This window comes from Bradyrhizobium sp. CCBAU 51765 (assembly GCF_015291725.1).
Lineage (GTDB): Bacteria > Pseudomonadota > Alphaproteobacteria > Rhizobiales > Xanthobacteraceae > Bradyrhizobium > Bradyrhizobium liaoningense.
Genome location: NZ_CP030038.1, coordinates 190,598 through 211,183 on the forward strand (window position 1 = coordinate 190,598; position 20,586 = coordinate 211,183).

At 65.9% G+C, this 20,586-nt stretch carries 22 protein-coding genes; 12 read left to right on the forward strand and 10 right to left on the reverse strand.

The window, feature by feature from the left end:
• The first annotated feature begins 274 nt into the window (after positions 1-274).
• From cpaB to XH96_RS00880, 4 genes are read left to right on the forward strand one after another with little or no spacing between them, the layout of a single operon-like run.
• Positions 275-1,093: a Flp pilus assembly protein CpaB gene (gene cpaB, locus XH96_RS00865; protein ID WP_194390652.1), complete on the forward strand. Its 819-nt coding sequence runs from the start codon at positions 275-277 to the stop codon at positions 1,091-1,093.
• A 10-nt stretch (positions 1,094-1,103) separates the two neighbouring features.
• Positions 1,104-2,621: a type II and III secretion system protein family protein gene (locus XH96_RS00870; protein ID WP_194390653.1), complete on the forward strand. Its 1,518-nt coding sequence runs from the start codon at positions 1,104-1,106 to the stop codon at positions 2,619-2,621.
• 56 nt (positions 2,622-2,677) lie between these two features.
• Complete coding sequence (locus XH96_RS00875; protein ID WP_194390654.1) at positions 2,678-3,412, forward strand: CpaD family pilus assembly protein; 735 nt, start codon at positions 2,678-2,680, stop codon at positions 3,410-3,412.
• Complete coding sequence (locus XH96_RS00880; protein ID WP_194390655.1) at positions 3,409-4,698, forward strand: AAA family ATPase; 1,290 nt, start codon at positions 3,409-3,411, stop codon at positions 4,696-4,698. Before XH96_RS00875 ends, XH96_RS00880 begins: the two co-directional genes overlap by 4 nt.
• Before the next feature lie 80 nt (positions 4,699-4,778).
• Here the strand turns inward: XH96_RS00880 and XH96_RS00885 are convergent, their stop codons facing one another.
• Together XH96_RS00885 and XH96_RS00890 are read right to left on the reverse strand one after the other, a co-directional pair.
• Entirely contained in the window at positions 4,779-5,549 is a 771-nt protein-coding gene (locus XH96_RS00885; RefSeq protein ID WP_194390656.1) for a tetratricopeptide repeat protein, read from the reverse strand.
• Between the two features lie 152 nt (positions 5,550-5,701).
• The gene (locus tag XH96_RS00890) at positions 5,702-5,947 is read right to left on the reverse strand and encodes a PilZ domain-containing protein (protein WP_018644993.1); all 246 of its coding nucleotides are present in this window, start codon (positions 5,945-5,947) and stop codon (positions 5,702-5,704) included.
• Between the two features lie 227 nt (positions 5,948-6,174).
• On the opposite strand from XH96_RS00890, the gene XH96_RS00895 reads away from it, so the two are divergent.
• The 4 genes from XH96_RS00895 (at position 6,175) to XH96_RS00910 (ending at position 11,953) form a co-directional block, all read left to right on the forward strand.
• Positions 6,175-7,713 carry a YifB family Mg chelatase-like AAA ATPase gene (locus XH96_RS00895; RefSeq protein WP_194390657.1) on the forward strand — a complete coding sequence of 513 codons (1,539 nt, stop codon included), beginning with the start codon at positions 6,175-6,177 and terminating at the stop codon, positions 7,711-7,713.
• Between the two features lie 110 nt (positions 7,714-7,823).
• Positions 7,824-8,291 carry a hypothetical protein gene (locus XH96_RS00900; protein ID WP_194390658.1) on the forward strand — a complete coding sequence of 156 codons (468 nt, stop codon included), beginning with the start codon at positions 7,824-7,826 and terminating at the stop codon, positions 8,289-8,291.
• Positions 8,292-8,417: 126 nt separating this feature from the next.
• Complete coding sequence (locus tag XH96_RS00905) at positions 8,418-10,679, forward strand: ATP-binding protein (protein WP_194390659.1); 2,262 nt, start codon at positions 8,418-8,420, stop codon at positions 10,677-10,679.
• 248 nt (positions 10,680-10,927) lie between these two features.
• On the forward strand, positions 10,928-11,953 hold the full coding sequence (locus XH96_RS00910) for an AI-2E family transporter (RefSeq protein WP_371739928.1): 1,026 nt from the start codon (positions 10,928-10,930) through the stop codon (positions 11,951-11,953).
• A 64-nt stretch (positions 11,954-12,017) separates the two neighbouring features.
• Here the strand turns inward: XH96_RS00910 and XH96_RS00915 are convergent, their stop codons facing one another.
• From XH96_RS00915 to hisB, 8 genes are all read right to left on the reverse strand, one after another.
• Positions 12,018-12,257: a hypothetical protein gene (locus XH96_RS00915; protein ID WP_194390661.1), complete on the reverse strand. Its 240-nt coding sequence runs from the start codon at positions 12,255-12,257 to the stop codon at positions 12,018-12,020.
• A 105-nt stretch (positions 12,258-12,362) separates the two neighbouring features.
• Complete coding sequence (gene coaA, locus XH96_RS00920) at positions 12,363-13,319, reverse strand: type I pantothenate kinase (RefSeq protein ID WP_131870591.1); 957 nt, start codon at positions 13,317-13,319, stop codon at positions 12,363-12,365.
• 84 nt (positions 13,320-13,403) lie between these two features.
• Positions 13,404-13,730 carry a phosphoribosyl-ATP diphosphatase gene (locus XH96_RS00925; protein ID WP_028180742.1) on the reverse strand — a complete coding sequence of 109 codons (327 nt, stop codon included), beginning with the start codon at positions 13,728-13,730 and terminating at the stop codon, positions 13,404-13,406.
• 77 nt (positions 13,731-13,807) lie between these two features.
• Complete coding sequence (hisF, locus tag XH96_RS00930) at positions 13,808-14,581, reverse strand: imidazole glycerol phosphate synthase subunit HisF (protein WP_061023640.1); 774 nt, start codon at positions 14,579-14,581, stop codon at positions 13,808-13,810.
• Positions 14,582-14,591: 10 nt separating this feature from the next.
• Positions 14,592-15,326: a 1-(5-phosphoribosyl)-5-[(5-phosphoribosylamino)methylideneamino]imidazole-4-carboxamide isomerase gene (hisA, locus tag XH96_RS00935; protein WP_061880031.1), complete on the reverse strand. Its 735-nt coding sequence runs from the start codon at positions 15,324-15,326 to the stop codon at positions 14,592-14,594.
• Positions 15,323-15,973 (reverse strand): imidazole glycerol phosphate synthase subunit HisH, encoded by a 651-nt coding sequence (gene hisH, locus XH96_RS00940; RefSeq protein WP_194390662.1) that lies wholly within the window; start codon positions 15,971-15,973, stop codon positions 15,323-15,325. The genes hisA and hisH overlap by 4 nt, the downstream gene beginning before the upstream one ends.
• Positions 15,970-16,500 carry a DUF2628 domain-containing protein gene (locus XH96_RS00945; protein WP_194390663.1) on the reverse strand — a complete coding sequence of 177 codons (531 nt, stop codon included), beginning with the start codon at positions 16,498-16,500 and terminating at the stop codon, positions 15,970-15,972. Before XH96_RS00945 ends, hisH begins: the two co-directional genes overlap by 4 nt.
• A 64-nt stretch (positions 16,501-16,564) precedes the next feature.
• Positions 16,565-17,158 (reverse strand): imidazoleglycerol-phosphate dehydratase HisB, encoded by a 594-nt coding sequence (gene hisB / locus XH96_RS00950; RefSeq protein ID WP_194390664.1) that lies wholly within the window; start codon positions 17,156-17,158, stop codon positions 16,565-16,567.
• Between the two features lie 198 nt (positions 17,159-17,356).
• Between hisB and hslV the strand changes: the two genes are divergently transcribed.
• The 4 genes from hslV (at position 17,357) to hslU (ending at position 20,557) form a co-directional block, all read left to right on the forward strand.
• A complete protein-coding gene (gene hslV, locus XH96_RS00955) occupies positions 17,357-17,917 on the forward strand; it encodes an ATP-dependent protease subunit HslV (RefSeq protein ID WP_194390665.1) in 561 nt (186 codons plus the stop codon).
• 174 nt (positions 17,918-18,091) lie between these two features.
• Positions 18,092-18,574, forward strand: a complete 483-nt coding sequence (locus XH96_RS00960; protein ID WP_194390666.1) for a GNAT family N-acetyltransferase — start codon at positions 18,092-18,094, stop codon at positions 18,572-18,574.
• Positions 18,571-19,203: a DUF2585 domain-containing protein gene (locus tag XH96_RS00965; RefSeq protein ID WP_194390667.1), complete on the forward strand. Its 633-nt coding sequence runs from the start codon at positions 18,571-18,573 to the stop codon at positions 19,201-19,203. The genes XH96_RS00960 and XH96_RS00965 overlap by 4 nt, the downstream gene beginning before the upstream one ends.
• A gap of 49 nt (positions 19,204-19,252) precedes the next feature.
• Entirely contained in the window at positions 19,253-20,557 is a 1,305-nt protein-coding gene (hslU, locus tag XH96_RS00970; RefSeq protein ID WP_194390668.1) for an ATP-dependent protease ATPase subunit HslU, read from the forward strand.
• Positions 20,558-20,586: the final 29 nt, after the last annotated feature.

The following is a 20,586-nucleotide window of genomic DNA, read 5'->3' on the forward strand; positions in this document are numbered from 1 at the left end:
CTACGGTCTCACGCGCATCGTCATGCGCCCACCACTAACCACCCGTTCACCATGACGCCCACGCGCCGCATTCGATCGCGTGCGCCGCTCTGCGTGAAACTACGGAGCCGCCGGCGGATCGAATAACGCCGCGTTCACCATCTGCCGAAAACCAGCACCGCGGCCGGCCATCGCATTCGGCCTCGCAACACCCCTTATACTTTTGCTCCCTACTCATCGACGCGGGGGAACACGCAAGGTGCGGTTCGAGTGCCCCGCGTAAGAGTAGAGGCGCATGAACACCGCACGCATCGTCGTTCTCGTCATCGCGCTGGGCGCCGGCGGCGTCGCTGCGTATCTGGCGAGCGGCTTCGACAACAATCCCGCGCCTGCCCTTCCCGTCGCCGAGAAGCTGCCGACGGTCGAGGTGCTCGTCGCGAAGAACGATATCCAGCTCGGCCAGGCCGTGAAGCCCGACGACCTGCAATGGCAGGCCTGGCCGGCCGCGACGGCGAGCAGCGCCTTCATCCGCCGCGACGGCAGGCCCGACGCGCAGACCCAGATCGCCGGCTCGATCGCACGCGTGCCGTTGATGCAGGGCGAGCCGATCCGCGAACAGAAGCTGGTCAGGGCCGAAGGCTCCGGCTTCATGGCCGCGATCCTGCCGTCGGGGATGCGCGCCGTCTCCACCGAGATTTCAGCCGAAACGGGCGCCGGCGGCTTCATCCTTCCGAACGACCGCGTCGACATCATCCTGACCCGCCGCCTGAAGAATCCCGACGGCAACAGCGATGGCCCGACCGGCGGCAACGACCTCATCCTGTCCGAGGTCATTCTCGCCAACATCCGCGTGCTCGCGATCGACCAGGCGCCGAAGGAAAAGGACGGCCAGAACGCCGTGCTCGGCAAGACCGTCACGCTCGAGCTCAGGCCCGACCAGGTCGCAACGCTCTCGGCCGCACGCCAGGGCGGCACGCTGACGCTCGCGCTGCGCAGCATCGTCGATGCCAACGCATTCGAGGGCACGCCCGAGGACCAGGCGGTCAAGCGCCCGGGCGGCGTGAACGTCATCCGTTACGGCGTGCAGGCACGACAACTGACGTCACAGAAGTGATGGGGATAGCATGAGTTACGGGGGTGATCGGACGGGCCTGCGCATTCGGGGGAAGCGCGCGCGCTCGTTCCTGGCGGGGACGATGTTGATGCTGGGGCTGCTCGCAGCCTCCGAGGTCGTCAGCGCCGCGGATGCGCCGGTCGGCGATCAGGCGCCGATGCAGGCGCCCGACCTCGGCGTGTCGCCGGTCTCGACGGTCGCAGCGGCGAGGACGCGATTCCTGTCGCTCGGCGTCGGCAAGTCCGTCGTCATCGACCTGCCGCGCGAGGTCAAGGACGTGCTCGTGGCCGACCCCAAGATCGCCAACGCGGTGATCCGCTCGGCGCAGCGCGCCTATATCATCGGCGGCCAGGTCGGCCAGACCAACGTCGTGTTCTTCACCGCCGACGGCCAGCAGGTCGCCTCCTACGACATCGCCGTGAAGCGCGATCTCAACGGCATGCGCGCGGCGCTGCGCCAGTCCTTGCCGGGCGTACAGGTCGAAGGCGTCGGCGACAGCGTGATGCTGACCGGCTCGGTGTCGAGCCCGGTCGAGGCCCAGCAGGCCGGTGACGTCGCCGCCAAGCTCGTCGGCGGCGCCGAGAAGGTCGTCAACAACATCGTCGTGCGCGGCCGCGACCAGGTGATGCTCAAGGTCGTCGTCGGCGAAGTGCGCCGCGACATCGTCAAGCAGCTCGGCGTCGATCTCAGCGCCAGCCTGAATGCCGGCACCGCGGTGGTGAATTTCAACAACTCCAACCCGTTCTCGGTCTCCGGCGGCCCGCTCGTCAGCAGCAACGGGCTCGGTGTCACCGGACTCGCAAAAGGCGTGGCCACGGTCAACGCCACGATGCGCGCGATGGAAAGCGCCGGCGTCATGCGGACCCTGGCCGAGCCCAGCCTGACCGCGATCTCCGGCGAGTCCGCCACTTTCATTGCCGGCGGCGAATTCCCGATCCCTGCGGGCTATTCCTGCGATCCGGTCACCCATGTCTGTACCACCCAGATCACCTACAAGAAGTTCGGCATCTCCCTGAACTTCACGCCGGTCGTGCTCAGCGAGGGACGTATCAGCCTGCGCGTGATGACCGAAGTCTCGGAGCTGTCGAGTCAGAACGCCATCTCCGTGACGCAAGCGGTGTCCGCGGGCCAGACCAGCTCGATCACCATCCCGTCGATCCAGACCCGCCGCGCCGAGACCACCCTGGAAATTCCCTCGGGCGGCTCGATGGCGATGGCCGGCCTGATCCAGCAGCAGACCAAGCAGGCGATCAACGGCCTGCCCGGCGTCGACCAAATACCGATCATCGGCGCGCTGTTCCGCAGCCAGGACTTCGTCAACAACGAGACCGAGCTGATGGTGATCGTGACGCCCTACGTGGTCCGCGCGGTCGCCCAGAAGGAATTGTCGCGGCCCGACGACGGCTTTGCGCCGGCCTCGGATGCGCAGACGGCGCTGCTCGGCCGCATGAACCGCCTCTATGGCATCGCGCGCCGCGTCGATCCGATCAGCGGTACGCCGGATGATTTCGGCTTCATCATCGACTGAGACGAACGCGCGGCGTGAGGACCGGGGCAGGAATTGGGGCAGGAGGGGATGAGGCGATGACGAAGACGACAGCCGATCGACGTCGCAATCTGGGCGTGGTGCTGGCACTGGCGGGGATCTCCGTCATGCTGGGCGCCTGCAACACCACCGGCGAGATCGTCACCCAGACGGTGCCGACCGATTATCGCCAGCGTCACCCGATCGCGGTGCAGGAGGGAAAGCGCTCGATCGTGATCTTCGTCGGCAAGGCGAGAGGCGGCCTCTCGGCCGCACAGCACTCGGACGTCGCGGGCATCGCGCGGGACTGGACGCGCGAAGGCACCGGCTCCGTCGTCGTCGACGTGCCTGTCGACAGCGCCAATTCGCGCGCGGCTGCTGCGACCTACCAGGAAATCCGGTCGGTGCTGGCGTCCGGCGGCGTGCCGTCGCGTGCCATCGTCCAGCATCCCTACCGGCCCGAGGATCCCGGGCTGCTGCCCACCATCCGCCTGAGCTATTCGAAGATCGCGGCCGTCGCCGGCCCCTGCGGGCTGTGGCCGGAAGACGTCGGCCCCTCCATCCTCGACCCCGGCTACAACGAGAACCGGCCCTATTTCAATCTGGGCTGCGCCACCCAGCGCAATCTCGCGGCCATGATCGACAACCCGGCCGATCTCGAGCAGCCGCGCGCCGAGACGCCCGCCTATACCGCACGACGCAACATCGCGTTCGAACGCTATCGCAAGGGCACGACGACCACGACCGCCTATCCCGAATCCGACAAGGCCAAACTCAGCGACACCGGCCAATGACAAACTTCGACGACGAAGAAGCGGACGATCCGCGACACCCCGAGGAACACATTGCACCGGTTCCTCGCATTTCCGTGCAGGCCTTTTGCGAGACCGAGCAGACGCTCAAGGCGGTGACCGCGGCGGGCGAAGATCGCCGGCTCGCCAAGGCCCACCTCACCGCCAAGGACGGCGGCCTCGCCGCGGCGATCGAGGTCTATGAATCGATGCCGACGCCGAACGTGATCGTCATCGAGTCCGACGGCACGCGCGACATTCTCGAGGGCCTGGACGACCTCGCCGGCGTCTGCGATCCCGGCACCCGCGTGGTCGTGATCGGCAATCCCAACGACACCGCGCCCTATCGCGAGCTGGTGCGCCGCGGCGTCAACGACTACGTGGTCGGCCCGGTCGAAACACTCGACGTCGTTCGCTCGATCTGCAGCCTGTTCTCGGCTTCCGAGGCCATCATCACCGGCCGCGTCATCGCCGTGGTCGGCGCCAAGGGCGGCGTCGGTGCGTCCACCGTCGCGCACAATGTGGCCTGGACCATCGCCCGGGACCTCGCGCTCGATTCCGTCGTGATCGATCTCGACCTCGCCTTCGGCACGGCGAGCCTCGACTACAACCAGGATCCGGTGCAGGGCATCGCCAATGCGGTGCTGTCGCAGGACCGGCCGGACACGGCGCTGTTGGAGCGCCTGCTCGCCAAATGCACCGATCGCCTCAGCCTGCTGGCGGCCCCGGCTGCGCTCGACCGCGTCTATGATTTCGGTGCCGAAGCCTTCGATGCAGTGTTCGACACGCTGCGCATGACCACGCCCTGCATCGTGCTCGACGTTCCCCATCAATGGTCCGGCTGGACGCGGCGCGCGCTGGTCAACGCCGACGACATCGTGATCGTGGCCGAGCCCGATCTCGCGAACCTGCGCAACACCAAGAACATGCTGACCGTGCTGAAGGCGGCACGCCCCAACGATCGCCCGCCGCTGTACTGCCTCAACCAGGTCGGCATGCACAAGCGCGCGGAGATCGAGGTCAAGGCCTTTGCCAAGACCATGGAGAGCCAGCCGATCGCGGTGATCCCGTTCGATTCGAAACTGTTCTCGACCGCGGCCAACAACGGGCAGATGATCGCGGAGGTCTCCAAGACCCACCGCACCACCCTTCTGTTCCAGAACATGGCGAACCGCCTCGCCGGTCGCGGCGAGGTGAAGAAGCCGAAGCGCTCGCTGCTCGAGCCGCTCCTGAAGAAGCTGAAGGGCAGGTCGGGGCGCGCGTCAGCCCCGCATCGCAAGGCGTCGTAGGAGCCAGAGGCGTTTTCGAGCGCAGTGGATCCCGGTTGCGTCACGAAAACGCGTCAGAATGACAATCCGGAAAGAGCGGGCTACTTGTCCGCGCGCTGCTGCTTCCGCGCCAGCAGCTGCCGCAGTGCCGTGACCTTTGCCGCCGCCTGATCGGGCGGCAGATCGGCTTTCACGATGGACTCGGCCTCGGCCTGCTTTCCTTCCAAGCCGAGCACGAGCGCGAGATTGGCGCGCACGCGGGGATTAGCGGGATTGCGCTCGTGCGCGCGACGCAAGGTTTCCTCGGCCCGCGGCAGATTGTTCTGGAGCATGTAGGACAGGCCGAGATTGGACAGCACCTGCGGCTCGTCGGGCACGATCTTCAAGGCGCTGGCGTAATATTGCTGCGCCTCCTCGTTGCGGCCGAGCTGATCGAGCGCCGCGCCCTGCGCCGACAGGATGCGCCAGTCCGGATCCTCAGGCGTATGCGCACGGCCGAGGACGTCGAAGGCCTGCTGGAAATTGCCGTTGTCGGCGAGCGCGCGGCCATAGCCGGCGAGCAGCGCCTTGTTGCTGGGATGGCCGAGCACGGCCTGCTCCAGCACCGCGACGGCCTGCGCGCGCTGACCGGTCTCGCGCAGCGCCTTGCCGTAGGCGAGCGCAACGGAGGGATCGCCGGGCCTGGCGCGATAGCGCTCGCGAAGCGCGTCCATATCCGGCCTGGCGTCGGCCTTGCCGGCCGGCTCCGATCTGATGCCGAGCGCGCCGGTGACATCCTCGATGCCATTGGTTTGACAACCGCCGAGGCCGAGCGCCAGGAGCGCGGGAAGCAGGAATCTCGCCGGGGAGGCGAGGGACGAACGCTTGGACATACTCTGATCACTCGGCAACTGATCAGAGATGCTGACCCATTAACGCTAAAGTCCCGTTAAGGGACGCGGGTCGCTCTATCCTTTGCGCATGATCTTTTCGGAAAGCCGCTGTGCGACTTTGCGCTATCGCGGCCCTTCGGGTCCGGATCACCCTAGTCGACGAATTCGGCGCCGAACTCGCAGCCGATGCGCCAGCGCAGGCGGCATTGGCGGGAATAATCAGGCGCGAAGATGATGGTGAATTGCGGCGGCACCTCCAGGAATTCCGCCACCACTTTCACGCCGCCATCCGAAATATCCGTGATCGTGCAGTCCCGCGGCAGCGAGCCCGCGCCAAAATGAATCTTGGCGAGCCGGCTGCACACCCGACGTTCGCTTCTCCGGCGATTTGCAAGCATTTGAACTGTTCACCCATTAGACCACGGCCCATCCCGCAGGCCCAAGAGTAACGGACATTCGTTGGGATGTGCTGAGGACAGAAGGCGGCATTCGAGACGTAATCTCCGCGTCACGTTTACGACTGGTTAGGGCCTGCGCAAGCGGCCGGGACGTTCCTGTATTGTTCTTGCGGGGACGGCCGCCCTCTGCTACCCTCGATTGAGTAAAGGGGCAGGCTGGTTTGAGCATGGTTCAGCGGGTTTCTACCGTCGCCTTTGAGGGGATCGAGGCCCGCGCGGTCGACGTGCAGGTGCAGGTCGCGCCCGGCCTGCCGGCGTTCGCCATCGTCGGTCTGCCGGACAAGGCGGTGTCGGAGGCGCGCGAGCGGGTGCGCTCGGCGCTGATCGCCTCGGGGCTGGCGCTGCCGGCGCGGCGGATCATCGTCAATCTGGCACCGGCGGACCTGCCGAAGGAAGGCAGCCATTACGACCTGCCGATCGCGCTCGGGCTGATGGCGGCGATCGGCGCGATCCCGCCCGACGCGCTGACCGGCTTCACCGTTCTCGGCGAGCTCGGCCTCGACGGCTCCATTGCACCGGTGGCCGGTGTCTTGCCAGCCGCGATCGGCGCCAATGCGCGCGAGGAAGGTCTGATCTGCCCGGCAGCCTGCGGCTCGGAGGCGGCCTGGGCGAGCCCGGACATCCAGATCGTCGCGGCAAGCTCATTGATCCAGATCGCCAACCATTTCAAGGGCACGCAGGTGCTGTCGCGGCCCTCGCCGAAGGTGCACGAGGCGCCCGCCTCCACGCTCGACCTGCGCGACATCAAGGGCCAGGAAAGCGCCAAGCGCGCGCTGGAGATCGCGGCCGCCGGCGGGCATCATTTGCTCATGATCGGCGCGCCCGGCGCCGGCAAATCGATGCTGGCGGCCCGCCTGCCCTCGATCCTGCCGCCGCTGTCGCCGGGCGAGCTGCTCGAGGTCTCGATGATCGCGTCCGTCGCCGGCGAGATCGAAGGCGGCGCGCTGACGGCGCGGCGCCCGTTCCGCGCGCCGCATCATTCCGCCAGCATGGCCGCGCTTACCGGCGGCGGCATGCGCGCCAAGCCCGGCGAGATCTCGCTGGCGCATCAGGGCGTGCTGTTCCTCGACGAGCTGCCGGAGTTCGATCCGCGCGTGCTGGATTCGCTGCGCCAGCCGCTGGAGAACGGCGAAGTCGCAGTGTCGCGCGCCAATCACCGCGTCACCTACCCTGCCCGCTTCATGCTGGTCGCGGCGATGAATCCCTGCCGCTGCGGCAATGCGTTCGAGCCCGGCTATGCCTGCAAGCGCGGCCGCATCGACCGCTGCACCGGCGACTACCAGGCGCGCATCTCGGGCCCGCTGATGGACCGCATCGACCTGCGCATCGAGGTACCGGCCGTGACCGCGGCGGACCTGATCCTGCCGCCGCCGGCGGAAGGCTCCGCCGAGGTTGCCACCCGCGTAGCGGCCGCCCGCGACATCCAGCTCGCGCGCTATGCGGATGCCGGCCTGCCAAATGTCCGCACCAATGCCGAGGCGCCCGCCTCGGTGCTGGAGGAGATCGCAAAGCCGGATGCGCAAGGCGCCAAGCTGCTGCGCGATGCCGCCGAGACCATGCGGCTGTCGGCGCGCGGCTATCACCGCGTGCTGCGGGTGGCGCGCACGCTGGCCGACCTCGACAACGCCGACAAGATCGGCCGGCTGCACCTCGCCGAAGCGCTGTCCTACCGCGCACTCGCGGAGGATGTGCGCCAGATGGCGTGATCGCCTTGCGCATCAACCCGGCGGTAACGATTTTCCTTTACGCTCTGCAAACCATAAGGCCCGCGCGTTTCGCATCGTGAGTTCCTGAAGGGCCCGGCGAGTAGAGTGTCATGTTGCGTCTCAAGATCCTGGCCTCGGTTGTTCCCCTGCTGGCGGCTGCGGTGTTCGCCCGTGCCGAGATCGGATCGGTCTCGCATCCCTGCATCGCGCTCAGCGACACCACGGTCGAGCTTACGTCCCTGTTCTGGACCGCCAACGTGCATGTCGCCTTCACCGACGATCCCGCGCAGGCCACGGTGCGGGTCCAGATCACCGATGACGCGGACGCCGCGGACTTCACCGTGGTGGACGACGGTCTCGGCTCCGAGCCGGACTCCTGCAAACTCACCCCCTCGACACGGCTGATCTCGATTGCCGCACAGCCCGTCGACGGCGGGCCGGTGGTCTATCTCTCCAGCGAAGGACCGGCGGATTACCGCATCTATGTGCGCTCGAAGACGTTCTCGCAGCGCGAGGCGGCGGCGCTGATCGTCGGCGCCCGCGGCGGCCACCGCCAGCTCCAGGCCGCCTCGCTCTGAGCCGTTAACATCCCGTCAACCCTGTCGAAAGGCGGGGCCCAGGCTGCAAACTGTTCGCAAGGTCGGCGCGACATCGTGGCAGCTGGCGAACACAGGTTTCGAGCAAGAGAGTCGGGTCAGGTGGCGATGGGTCGGACGTTCCGGATCAAGGTGCGCATGCGCCGCTTCAGGCGGCAGCACCCCCGCATTGCCTTCGCGATCCGCTCCTTCATGATCTTCTCGGCGACCTTCGGCGGCGCCTATGGTTTCGTGTCCGGCAGCCGCTCGGAGAATTCCGCCTACGATCCCCACGCCTTTGCGATCGGCGCGAGCTTCCTGTTCGCGCTCGCTTGCCTCGGCCTTGCGACGCTGAGCATGCGTCTGCGCTTCGTGGGCAAGCGGCTGCGCATGCTCGCCGCCCACAATGAGGCCTTGATTGACCGCAACTGGGAGCTGAAGGAAGCGGAAGAACGCGCCCGCAGCCTGTTCGAACAGCAGGGCGACCTCATCGTGCTGCGCGACACGGAGGGCCGCATCACCTTTGCCAACGAGGCCTATTGCGCGCTCGCAGGGCAGGCGCGCGGCGCACTTGTCGGCACGCGCTTCGATTTCGACGTGCTGGAGCAGGGCGACAACGCCCGCGAGAGCAACGGCACGCGCATCCACGACCAGAAGATCGCAACTCCGCTCGGCGCGCGCTGGATCGCCTGGCGCGAGGGCTATGTCCGGCTCGACGCCGGACAGCCCGCCGAGCTGCAGAGCGTGGGACGCGACGTCACCGACCGCACCGAGACCGAACGCGCGCTGTCCGACGCCCGCGACCAGGCCGATGCCGCCAACCGCGCCAAGTCGCGCTTCCTCGCGATGGCCTCGCACGAGATCCGCACGCCGCTCAACGGCATCATCGGCATGGGCGGCCTGTTGCTCGACACCAATCTGACGCCGGAGCAGGCGACCTATGCCAGGGCGGTGAAGACCTCGGGCGAAGCCTTGATGGCGCTGATCGAGGAATTGCTGGACTATTCCAAGATCGAGGCCGGCAAGCTCGACCTCGATCAACGTCCCTTCGCGCTCTCGACCCTGGTCGAGGAGATCACCGAGCTGCTCGCGCCGCGCGCGCAGGCGAAGACGCTCGAGATTGCCGCCTATGTCGACGAGCGCCTGCCGCTCGAGGTGATCGGCGACGCAGCGCGGCTGCGCCAGGTACTGCTCAACCTCGCCGGCAACGCCATCAAGTTCACCGCGGGCGGCGGCGTTGCGCTGATCGTCGAGCCCGGCATCTGGCCGAACGAGATCAGCTTCCTGGTCCGCGATACCGGCATCGGCATCGCAGCCGAAGCCCAGCAGCGCATCTTCCGCGAATTCGAGCAGGCCGACCAGCGCGTTGCCCGCACCTATGGCGGCACCGGGCTCGGCCTTGCCATCAGCGAACGCATCGTCAAGCGCATGGGCGGCCGGATCACGCTCACGAGCGAGCCGGACAGGGGCTCGACCTTCGAGGTCGCGGTGCCGCTTCCGCCGTCGCAAGCCGGCGCCGGGCAGATTGCATTTCCGAGCCCGGATCTCACCGGCAAGTCGATGCTCCTCGTCGCCGACGGCATCGAGGCTTCGTTGATCGCGCGGCGCCTTGCGCGCTGGGGCGGCCAGACCTGCCTGGTTGCGGATGCGGCGGTCGCCGAAGCGCTGCTGCCGGAACGCTCATGGCACGCGGTGCTGATCGATCGTGCGATCGGTCCTGCCATTGCCGACCACCTGGGTGAAGCGGCCCGCGCGCATGCCTTGCAGCGCCTCGTGCTGCTGACGTCGAGCTCGCGCCACGAGAAGCTGTCGCCGGCCTTCACCGGCTTTCTGATGAAGCCGCTGCGGGCGGCCTCGCTCGCAGCTCGCCTCGCCCTGACGCCGGAGGTCGCCTCGCCCGATCTCGCGCCGGAGCCGCCGGCCGCATCCACCGGTCCAGCGCCGGCGAAGAGCCGGTCGATCCTCGTCGCCGAGGACAACGAGATCAACGCATTGTTGATGCGCTCGCTGCTGACCAAGCTCGGTCACCGCGTCGTCATCGCCGTCCATGGCGAGGCCGCGCTGGAATCCTGGCTCGCCGCCTCATCCGCCGGCACGCCCTACGATCTCGTGCTGATGGACATCCAGATGCCGCAGCTCGACGGCATCGAGGCAACAAAACGCATCCGCGCGCATGAGGCCGCCACGGGCGGTCAGCACACGCCGGTCCTGGCGCTCACCGCCAACACGCTGGCGGAGGATCGCCATGCCTGCTTCGAGGCGGGCATGAACGGATTTCTGATCAAGCCGCTCGACCGGGAGAAGCTGGACGAGGCGCTGGCCGGGCTGGCCGCATCGCGGCATCTGGCAGTCCCGGATCACGGGAACCCGATCCCCGCCGGCAATCGCTAATTGAAGTCGAGCGCGTTGCGCGTCGGGAAGGCGAAGCCTTCGCCTACAAGACCAACGGCTCCGGCCCCGCCACCTTCGCAGGGCGCATCAAGCTTGCGGACTGGAACACGAAAGCAGGCAGGTGAGGGGCTTGGCATCCGGCCGTGACTTTCCGCTCCGCCACGTTGTTGTGATACGGACATCCTATGACGAGCGACTGAAAGGCTGGCGACTACGTGAGAACATCAGAAGACCGCTCATTCCTCTTCTTGCTTGCCGCGATCTCCGTTGCGTTCGGGTGGGTGCTTTGGCCATTCTCCGGCGCATTGTTGTGGGCCGTCCTGCTGGCCATCATCTTCGCACCCCTCTATCGGCGCGCCCTGAAAACCCTCCCGGGCAAGCACAACCTTGCCGCATTGTTCACTGTCGTCGTCGTGATCGTCATGGTCCTGATCCCGGTGGCGGTCGTCATCGCTTCGCTCGTCGACCAGGGCGGGGAGCTGTATCAGCGCGTTCAGAGCGGAGAGATCAGTTTCGCTCATCCCCTGGAGCAATTGAGATCCGCACTGCCTGGCTGGGCTGCTTCGCTGTCAGATCGCCTGGCCCGCATGGATCTTTCGGCCCTGAAGGAACGCCTGTCGGGCCTGGTCGTCCCAGCCGGCCAACAGCTGGCCGGGCATGCGATCAACATCGGCCAGCTGACGCTGGAGTTCGTCGCAAGCCTGCTCGTGATGCTGTACCTGCTGTTCTTCCTGCTGCGCGACGGCGAAGACCTGAGCACACGCATTCGCGACGCACTCCCGCTGCGCCCGAGCCAGACCGCCGAAATCCTCGATGCGTTCACCCTCGCGGTTCGCGGAACGATCAAGGGGATCGTTCTCGTCGCCCTGATACAGGGGGCGCTTGGTGGGCTCATCTTCTGGCTGCTCGGCTTGACTGCGCCGCTGCTGGCGGGCGCGCTCATGGCGCTGGTTTCGCTGCTGCCCGTGCTCGGCTCCGCCCTGATTTGGGTTCCGGCCGCACTTTATCTGCTTGTGTCGGGCGCAGTCACGAAGGGCCTCATTCTGCTCGCGTTCGGTACCTTCGTCATTGGCCTCGCGGACAATTTTCTCCGCCCGATCCTGGTCGGCCAGTCGATCCAGATGCCGAGCTATGTCGTGCTGCTTGCCACCCTGGGCGGCCTTGCGACCTTCGGAGCGAACGGCTTCGTCATCGGCCCGCTCGTCGCCGCAATGTTTCTGACGACGTGGCACATCTTCGTCGCCTCGAAGGCGCAACAGGGGGTCCGCAAATGATGGTCATTCCGAGCCCCGAGCGGGCGACGGGCACCGGCCGGACTTATCCGGCCGACCCGGAATGTCATGCGGCATAAGCAATAAACCGCGGCGCAGACAGCTTTTCAGGCGGCGCCTGGCTTCCCCGGAAGATGGTTTCTACCTTGGCCGCGCGCTTGCAATGCGGGCACACGAAGAGATGCGCGATGATCGGGGTCGGCTCGTCCGCGAGCAGTTCGGAGCGGAACCACTTCATCTCGACCTGGCAGTCGGGACAGATCGGCGCTTCGAGCTGCTCCGCAGCGCTTCTGAGACGATCGACCATGGTGCCTTTCCCGCCGTTTCCAAAGGAATAGCGGAATACCGATTGTTGGTCTGCAACAAAAGATACCTATCGCGCAAACCAGCCAGCGCCGTGTTCAGGTCGCCGTCATAGCCGCCTGAGCGCCACGCTCTCTACCGTGTGGTCGGCGCCCTTCTTCAGGATCAGCGTCGCCCGGGGACGGGTCGGCAGGATGTTGTCCTCGAGATTGGCGAGGTTGGTGCGTTCCCAGATCGCGATCGCGGTGGCCGTGGCTTCCTCGTCCGACAGCAGCGCGTAGCGGTTGAAGTAGGATTTTGGATTGGTGAATGCGGTGTCGCGCAGCGCCAGGAAGCGCTTGATGTACCATTGCCGCAGTGCCGTCTCGTCGGCGTCGATGTAGACCGAGAAATCGAAGAAGTCGGAGACGACAGGCACCGCCTTGCCGTCACGCGGCAGCTTGCCGGTTTGCAGCACGTTGACGCCCTCGACGATCAGGATGTCGGGCTGGTCGATCTCGGCCCACTGGTTCGGCACGATGTCGTAGGTCAGATGCGAATAGACCGGCGCGCGCACGTGGCGGCGGCCGGCCTTGATGTCGGAGAGGAAGCTGAGCAGCAGGGGCAGATCGTAGCTCTCCGGAAAACCCTTCTTCTGCATCATGCCGTGCCGCTCGAGCACCGCGTTGGGATAGAGGAATCCGTCGGTGGTGATCAGCTCGACCTTCGGCCGCGGCGACCAGCGCGCCAGCAGCGCCTGAAGAACGCGCGCCGTGGTGGATTTCCCGACCGCAACCGAGCCTGCGACGCCGATGATGTAGGGGACCTTGCGGTCCCTGATGTTGAGGAACTGGCGCTCTGCGTAATACAGGCGTTGCATGGCATCGACATAGATCGACAACAGCCGCGACAGCGGAAGATAAATGTCCTCGACTTCCTGGAGATCGAGGCGGTCGTGCAGCGAGCGCAGCCGGTCGAATTCACCCGGCTCCAGCGTCATCGGCGTATCGTCGCGGAGGCGCGCCCACTGCTCGCGCGTATAGACGCGGTACGGATTATACTGCTGCTCGGGTGCGCGGATATCCATAACGCCGCCTTTCCGTTACGACCAGAGCCTGATCCGGAAAAGTATGAAGCGGTTTTCCGAAGAGACCATGCTCAAACAAACCCTCTAGCTGCCGCTCTTGCGCGACGCCTTCTCTTCCAGCCCTGACATGTTCGTCCGCTTGTCCAGCGCGGCTTCGACCTCTTCCAGCTTTACGCCGCGGACCTTGAGCAGCACAAGGAAATGATAGAGCAGGTCGGCGCTTTCAGCGATCAGATGCGCGCGATCGTTTTCGACTGCAGCGATTACGGTTTCGACTGCTTCCTCGCCGAACTTCTTGGCGCAATGCTCGGCGCCCTTGTCGAGGAGCTTGCGGGTATAGGAGGCTTCACCACCGGAGGCCGCGCGGGCGTCGATGGTCTCGGCCAGATCGTGGATCGTGAAACGCGGCATCGGACTCACTCGCAAACACACAGGACCACGGCGGCCATCTCCGCCCGCCAATCTAGCATCGTTATGAACCGGAGTCGTCAGGCATCGAGGCGCATCGGCAGCCCGCGCCGCGCCATGTGCTCCTTGGCTTCGCGGATGGTGAATTCCCCGAAATGGAAGATCGAGGCGGCCAGCACGGCCGTGGCGTGCCCGTCGCGGATACCGTCGACGAGATGGTCGAGATTGCCGACGCCGCCGGAGGCGATCACGGGAACGGGAATACTGTCGGCGATCGCACGGGTCAGTGGAATGTCGAACCCCTGCCGGGTGCCGTCGCGATCCATCGAGGTGAGCAGGATCTCACCGGCCCCGAGCGAGACCACTTCCTGGGCATATTCGATCGCATCGATGCCGGTCGAGTTGCGCCCGCCATGAGTAAATATCTCCCAGCGGTCGCCGCCGGGGCGCTTGACGCGCTTGGCGTCGATCGCGACCACCACGCACTGCTCGCCGAATTTTTCGGCGGCTTCCTTGACGAACTCGCGCCGCGCCACGGCGGCGCTGTTGATCGAGACCTTGTCGGCACCGGCGCGCAGCAGCGTCTTGATGTCGTTGACCTCGCGCACGCCGCCGCCGACGGTGACGGGCATGAAGCAGGCTTCCGCCGTGCGCCGGACCACGTCCAGCATGATGCCGCGGTTCTCATGGGTCGCGGTGATGTCGAGGAAGGTGAGCTCGTCGGCGCCGGCGGCGTCATAGGCGATCGCGGCTTCGACGGGATCGCCGGCATCCCTGAGATCGACGAAGTTGACGCCCTTGACGACGCGACCGTCCTTGACGTCGAGGCAGGGGATCACGCGCACCTTGAACATCCGATGTCTCCTAAGTGCGCGCGTTGCGGATCAAGGCGAGGGCGGCGGCGGGATCGAGCCGGCCGTCGTAGAGCGCGCGGCCGGCAATCGCGCCGGCGAGCTTCCTGGCGCGCGGCGTCAGCATCGCCTTGACGTCCTCGATCGAGGCGAGGCCGCCGGAGGCGATCACGGGGATGGAGATGGCCTCGGCGAGCGCAATGGTCGCCTCCAGGTTCAGGCCCTTGAGCAGGCCGTCGCGCGCGATGTCGGTGAAGATGATGGCGGCGACGCCGGCATCCTCGAAACGCTTTGCGATCTCGAGCACCGTGACCTCAGAGGTCTCGGCCCAGCCTTCGACCGCGACCTTGCCGTCGCGGGCATCGAGGCCCACGGCGACGCGGCCGGGAAACTTCTTCGCCGCAGACTTCACCAGTTCGGGGTCGCGCACCGCGGCGGTGCCGATGATGACGCGGGTGATGCCCTTGTCGAGCCAGGCTTCGACGGTCTTGAGATCGCGAATGCCGCCGCCGAGCTGCACCGGGATCTTGATCGTCTTCAGCATCGCCTCGACGGCCTGCGCGTTCACGGGCTTGCCTGCGAAGGCGCCGTCGAGGTCGACGACGTGGAGATATTCGAAGCCCTGCTCGGCAAAGCTCTGTGCCTGCGCGGCCGGATTGAGGTTGAACACGGTCGCGCGCGCCATGTCACCTTGCTCGAGGCGCACGCACTGGCCGTTCTTGAGGTCGATCGCGGGAAAGAGAATCACGGCTTCCATCGCAAAAAGTTCGAGATCAGGGCCAGGCCGAAACGCTGGCTCTTCTCGGGGTGGAATTGCGTGCCGATGGCGGTGTCCTTCGCCACGATCGCGGTGACGGGCCCGCCGTAATCGGCGCGCGCGAGCACGTCCGCCTCGCTGGCGGGATTGAGGTGATAGGAGTGCACGAAATAAGCGTGCTGGCCCTTCGGGCCGAGCGGCAGCTTGTTCAGCACCGGATGCTCCCTGAGCACCTCGAGCGTATTCCAGCCCATGTGCGGGATCTTCAGGCTTTCATCGCGTGGCGTAATTTTCTCGACGTCACCGCCGATCCAGTTCAGGCCTTCGGTGATGACATGTTCCTTGCCGCGGCTCGCCATCAGCTGCATGCCGACGCAGATGCCGAAAAAGGGCCGCGCCTTGACCCGCACCGCCTCGGTGATCGCCTCGACCATGCCGTTGACGGCATCAAGGCCGCGCCGGCAATCGGCGAAGGCGCCGACGCCCGGCAGCACCAGACGATCGGCACTGTAAGCCTGGTCCGGATCGCTGGTGACGAAGACCTTTTGCGGGCTCTCCATGCTGCGCGCGGCGCGCTCGAACGCCTTGGCGGCGGAATGCAGATTGCCGGAACCGTAATCGATGATGGCGACGCTCATCTTGACCCTCCCGGTTCTGGAAACAATCCAATGATGCCGCCGGCCGGAAGTGGCGGCGGGTTCGAAAACGACTGACCCTGCGTGGTGCGGGTCGGCGGCGGACCGCCGCGATCGATGGCCCATTGATCGTTGACGATGCCGTGCTGCTTCTGGCTCCAGCGCTCGAAGAAGCGGCGCTCGGCGGTGTCGCCGTTGTCGGCAACCACCACGTCGAGCTGCCGCCATTTGCCGCGCGACAAGGTCCAGCGGCGCAGGCTCGAGGCTTCGAACCCCATCAGCAGCGCGATGATGAGATTGGCAAAGACGACCGAGCTGCGGCCGACACCGAGGCTGGACAGCCCCGCGCTGAACGCGGCCGTGAAAAGCACCCAGCCAATCAGCGCCAGCCACAGCCGATTCCACAGCAGCCAGAACGGACCGAAGATCATCGCCCAGAAATGGAAGCCGTCGCGCACGAAGACGAACTTGTCGGTCGCGCGCAGATCGGCTCCGCCAGGGAAGGGAGCGTGGACTGTGTAGACAGGCATGGTGATGCCCCGTTCTCTGAATCAATGATACCGCAAGCAGCGCGCCTTGCCGCGGGACGGAATGTCAGCCGCCGAGCGAGCCCTTGGTGGACGGGATTTCGCCCGCCGCCTTCGGATCGATCGCAACGGCGGTGCGCAGCGCCCGCGCCAGACCCTTGAAGCAGGACTCGGCGATATGGTGGCTGTTATCGCCATATAGTGTCTCGACGTGGAGAGTCACGCCGGCGTTGATGGCGAAGGCCTGGAACCACTCGCGCACCAGCTCGGTGTCGAACTCGCCGATCTTGTCGCGGGGGAAATCGACCTTGAACACCAGGAAGGGGCGGCCCGAGATGTCGATGACCACGCGCGAGAGCGTCTCGTCCATGGGCATGTGCACCCCGGCATAGCGGGTGATGCCCACCATGTTGCCGAGCGCCTGCCTGACCGCCTGGCCGAGCGCGATGCCGGTGTCTTCGGTGGTATGGTGATGATCAATGTGCAGATCGCCCACCGCCTTGACCGTGAGGTCGATGCGGGAATGGCGGGCGAGGAGATCGAGCATATGGTCGAAAAAGCCGATGCCGGTCGCGATATTGGACACGCCGGTGCCATCGAGGTTCACGGAGACCTCGATGTCGGTTTCCTTGGTCTTGCGCTTGATCGTCGCGGTGCGCATTGAGAGCTTTCGCTATGGTTTGCCCGAAAACGGCGGTCTTTTAACAGCCAAATGACGGCTTCGCTACTGCGGGAACGCTCCGGCAGGCCGGCACTTCCGCCTATGGTGAGCGAAATCTAGGGCCGGAACGGCCCGTTGTGCCCAGGTTGTGCCCTTTGCTCCGACCGCCTAAATCAGGCCGGACAACGAGGATCATCCATGCAGGCTTCCCAGAACAGCTCGCCGGTCTGGCACGGCACCACGATCTTGACGGTCCGCAAAGGCGGCAAGGTGGTGGTCGGCGGCGACGGCCAGGTCTCGATCGGCCAGACCGTGATCAAGTCCAATGCCAGGAAGGTCCGCAAGCTCGGCAAGGGCGACGTGATCGGGGGCTTTGCCGGCGCGACCGCCGATGCCTTCACGCTCTTCGAGCGGCTGGAAGCCAAACTCGAGCAATATCCGGGACAGCTGACCCGGGCCGCGGTCGAGCTCGCCAAGGACTGGCGCACCGACCGCTATCTGCGGCGGCTGGAGGCCATGATGATCGTCGCCGACAAGGACGTCTCCCTGGTGCTGACGGGCACCGGCGACGTGCTCGAGCCCGAGGCCGGCGTGATGGCGATCGGCTCCGGCGGCAACTATGCCCTTGCGGCAGCCCGGGCCCTGCTCGACACCGACAAGGACGCCGAGACCATCGTCCGCCGCTCCCTCGACATCGCCGCCGACATCTGCGTCTACACCAACCGGAATGTGACCGTTGAGAGCCTGGCGGCGGGTTAGGGCGGACCTGTGACTCAGCAGCGGGGCTCCGGACTGGCTGTAACCTCTCCCGCTTGCGGGAAAGGTCGCGCCGAAGGCGCGGGTGAGGGATTTCTCCTCTGGGGGATTATCCCATTGCGGAGACACCCTCTCCCGCAAGCGGGCGAGGGAGCGCAGTGCCGCCGCGGTCGATAGATGACCCAAAACTACACCTTCCGTCCCATGACCATGGCCGACATGCCCCTGATCCGACGGTGGCTGCATGAGTCCCATGTCGCCGAATGGTGGCACGATCCGGAGACACTTGAATTCGTCGGCGGCGACCTCGCTCATCCTGACCTGGCGCAGTTCATTGTCAGCCTCGGCGACCGGTCGTTTGCCTATCTTCAGTGCTACCAAATCGGCCAGTGGCACCTCAGCTTCGGTCCGCAGCCGGTCGGGACGCGCGGCCTCGATCAGTTCATCGGCGAGTCCGACATGCTTGGATGCGGCCACGGCTCGGCCTTCATTCGTTCTTTCATCGACCAGCTCTTCGCGCGCGGTGTGCCGCGCATTGTGCTAGACCCGAATCCTGCCAATGCCCGAGCCATTCGTGCCTATGAGAAAGCCGGATTCGTGCCGCAGCACGTCATTGTCACGCCCGACGGTCCCGCACTCCTGATGACCCGAGACCCATGACGCTTGCTGCGACCCCCACCGCCAAAGCCCGCCGCACCAAGACCGCTTTTCCACCGCTCGGCTGGGCCGGCATCGCGCTGCTGCTGCTGGCGCTGCAGGCCGCGATTCTTTTCGGGATGGGACGCGTGCCGATCTGCACCTGCGGCACCATCAAGCTCTGGCATGGGGTGGTGAACAGCTCGGAGAATTCGCAGCAGATCGCCGACTGGTACAGCTTTTCGCACGTGCTGCACGGCTTCCTGTTCTACGGCCTGACCTGGCTGCTGTTCGCACGGCTGCCGTTCCTGCCCTTGTCCTGGCCCGCCCGGCTGATCGTCGCCATGCTGATCGAGGGCGCCTGGGAGATCGTCGAGAACTCGCCGTTCATCATCGAGCGCTACCGCGCCGGCACGATCTCGCTGGATTATTACGGCGACAGCATCGTCAATTCGGTCTCGGACAATCTGGCCATGATCCTGGGGTTCCTGGCTGCACGTGTGCTGCCGGTCACGGCGACCGTCCTGCTCGGCATCGCCTTCGAGATCATGCTGGCGCTTCACATTCGCGACAATCTGACGCTCAACATCCTGATGCTGATCCATCCGATCGAGGCCGTGAAACAATGGCAATCGGGCCCGCCGATCATCTGACCTGAAATGCGGCTTGTCCCGGCCCGCATCTGACCCTAGCTAAGCACACATGACAGACTTCTCTCCCCGCGAAATCGTTTCCGAACTCGACCGTTTCATCGTCGGCCAGGGCGACGCCAAGCGCGCCGTCTCGATCGCGCTGCGCAACCGCTGGCGGCGGCAACAGCTCTCCGGCTCCTTGCGGGAGGAGGTTCTGCCGAAGAACATCCTGATGATCGGCCCCACCGGCGTCGGCAAGACGGAAATCGCGCGACGGCTCGCCAAGCTCGCGAATGCGCCGTTCCTGAAGGTGGAAGCGACGAAATTCACCGAGGTCGGCTATGTCGGCCGCGACGTCGAGCAGATCGTGCGCGATCTCGTCGAGGTCGCGATCGCCCAGGTGCGCGAGAAGAAGCGCAAGGACGTGCAGGCGCGTGCCCAGCTCGCCGCCGAGGAGCGCGTGCTCGATGCGTTGGTCGGCGCCAATGCGAGCTCGGCGACGCGCGAATCCTTCCGCAAGAAGCTGCGCGCCGGCGAGCTCAACGACAAGGAGATCGAGATCGAGACGCAATCGTCCAGCGGCGGCATGCCGATGTTCGAGATCCCGGGCATGCCGGGCGCGCAGATGGGCGCGATCTCGCTCGGCGACATTTTCGGCAAGTTGGGAGGCCGCAGCAAGACGCGGCGGCTCACGGTGGAGAGCTCGCACGAGATCCTCGTCAACGAGGAGTCCGACAAGCTGCTGGACACCGAGCAGCTGACGCTGGAAGCGATCAGCGCGGTCGAGAACAACGGCATCGTGTTCCTGGACGAAATCGACAAGATCTGCGCGCGCGACGGCCGCGTCGGCGGCGATGTCTCGCGCGAGGGCGTGCAGCGCGATCTCTTGCCGCTGATCGAGGGCACCACGGTCTCGACCAAGCACGGCGCGGTCAAGACCGACCACATCCTGTTCATCGCCTCGGGCGCGTTCCACGTCGCCAAGCCGTCCGACCTGCTGCCGGAATTGCAGGGCCGCCTGCCGATTCGCGTCGAGCTGCAGGCGCTGACCCGCGACGACATGCGGCGCATCCTGACCGAGCCCGAGGCCTCGCTGATCAAGCAATATGTCGCGCTGATGCAGACCGAGGGCGTGACGCTCGACATCACCGACGGCGCGATCGACGCGCTCGCCGACGTCGCCGTGGCCGTCAACTCCACGGTCGAGAACATCGGCGCGCGGCGGCTCCAGACCGTGATGGAGCGGGTGCTGGACGAGATCTCGTTCACCGCCCCCGACCGCAGCGGCGAGACGATCAAGGTGGATGCGGATTTCGTGCAGAAGCACGTCGGGGATCTCGCCAAGAACGCGGATCTGAGCCGGTTCATTTTGTAATTTTGGTGCAGTCCGCTATCTATCCGCGG

Excerpts from the sequence above, each read along its gene's own strand:
- cpaB (WP_194390652.1), top strand. The coding sequence starts at position 275 with ATGAACACCGCACGCATCGTCGTTCTCGTCATCGCGCTGGGCGCCGGC.
- XH96_RS00870 (WP_194390653.1), top strand. The coding sequence starts at position 1,104 with ATGAGTTACGGGGGTGATCGGACGGGCCTGCGCATTCGGGGGAAGCGC.
- XH96_RS00875 (WP_194390654.1), top strand. The coding sequence starts at position 2,678 with ATGACGAAGACGACAGCCGATCGACGTCGCAATCTGGGCGTGGTGCTG.
- XH96_RS00880 (WP_194390655.1), top strand. The coding sequence starts at position 3,409 with ATGACAAACTTCGACGACGAAGAAGCGGACGATCCGCGACACCCCGAG.
- XH96_RS00885 (WP_194390656.1), bottom strand. The coding sequence starts at position 5,549 with ATGTCCAAGCGTTCGTCCCTCGCCTCCCCGGCGAGATTCCTGCTTCCC.
- XH96_RS00890 (WP_018644993.1), bottom strand. The coding sequence starts at position 5,947 with ATGCTTGCAAATCGCCGGAGAAGCGAACGTCGGGTGTGCAGCCGGCTC.
- XH96_RS00895 (WP_194390657.1), top strand. The coding sequence starts at position 6,175 with ATGGTTCAGCGGGTTTCTACCGTCGCCTTTGAGGGGATCGAGGCCCGC.
- XH96_RS00900 (WP_194390658.1), top strand. The coding sequence starts at position 7,824 with ATGTTGCGTCTCAAGATCCTGGCCTCGGTTGTTCCCCTGCTGGCGGCT.
- XH96_RS00905 (WP_194390659.1), top strand. The coding sequence starts at position 8,418 with ATGGGTCGGACGTTCCGGATCAAGGTGCGCATGCGCCGCTTCAGGCGG.
- XH96_RS00915 (WP_194390661.1), bottom strand. The coding sequence starts at position 12,257 with ATGGTCGATCGTCTCAGAAGCGCTGCGGAGCAGCTCGAAGCGCCGATC.
- coaA (WP_131870591.1), bottom strand. The coding sequence starts at position 13,319 with ATGGATATCCGCGCACCCGAGCAGCAGTATAATCCGTACCGCGTCTAT.
- XH96_RS00925 (WP_028180742.1), bottom strand. The coding sequence starts at position 13,730 with ATGCCGCGTTTCACGATCCACGATCTGGCCGAGACCATCGACGCCCGC.
- hisF (WP_061023640.1), bottom strand. The coding sequence starts at position 14,581 with ATGTTCAAGGTGCGCGTGATCCCCTGCCTCGACGTCAAGGACGGTCGC.
- hisH (WP_194390662.1), bottom strand. The coding sequence starts at position 15,973 with ATGAGCGTCGCCATCATCGATTACGGTTCCGGCAATCTGCATTCCGCC.
- XH96_RS00945 (WP_194390663.1), bottom strand. The coding sequence starts at position 16,500 with ATGCCTGTCTACACAGTCCACGCTCCCTTCCCTGGCGGAGCCGATCTG.
- hisB (WP_194390664.1), bottom strand. The coding sequence starts at position 17,158 with ATGCGCACCGCGACGATCAAGCGCAAGACCAAGGAAACCGACATCGAG.
- hslV (WP_194390665.1), top strand. The coding sequence starts at position 17,357 with ATGCAGGCTTCCCAGAACAGCTCGCCGGTCTGGCACGGCACCACGATC.
- XH96_RS00960 (WP_194390666.1), top strand. The coding sequence starts at position 18,092 with ATGACCCAAAACTACACCTTCCGTCCCATGACCATGGCCGACATGCCC.
- XH96_RS00965 (WP_194390667.1), top strand. The coding sequence starts at position 18,571 with ATGACGCTTGCTGCGACCCCCACCGCCAAAGCCCGCCGCACCAAGACC.
- hslU (WP_194390668.1), top strand. The coding sequence starts at position 19,253 with ATGACAGACTTCTCTCCCCGCGAAATCGTTTCCGAACTCGACCGTTTC.